Below are 289 nucleotides of genomic sequence, written 5' to 3'. Positions count from 1 at the left end.
AAGCGCCAACTGAACTGCTCTACTAAGGAGTTCAGTTGGCGCTTTTTAATTAGTTAGCTGAGACATCGCAACAAGTAGTCACGACTCTTATCATCAAATCAGATGGGTAGTTTTGGTTAGCAAATTTTTCGCCGGTTGTCGCAGCCTTTAAATTAAGGGACTTACGTAAGACGTTCGTGACCCGTTGCTTTTCAGATTGCGAAACAACTTCGAAAGACTGACCATCAGTCCTCTTACCAGTACCCTGGGCGTGATCAGAGACGATATTCTTGGTTGCGCTACGGTAATT

At 44.3% G+C, this 289-nt stretch carries 1 pseudogene; it reads right to left on the bottom strand.

The features are described 5' to 3' along the window. Positions 1-49: 49 nt before the first annotated feature. Positions 50-289, bottom strand: a pseudogene (locus tag MZO41_RS16630) (hypothetical protein); the annotation flags it as partial.

Origin of the sequence: Lactiplantibacillus sp. C232 (genome assembly GCF_023806725.1) — a bacterium.
GTDB lineage: Bacteria > Bacillota > Bacilli > Lactobacillales > Lactobacillaceae > Lactiplantibacillus > Lactiplantibacillus plantarum.
The sequence above is the reverse complement of the archived record's forward strand: the minus strand, read 5'-3'. Positions and strand labels throughout refer to the sequence as shown.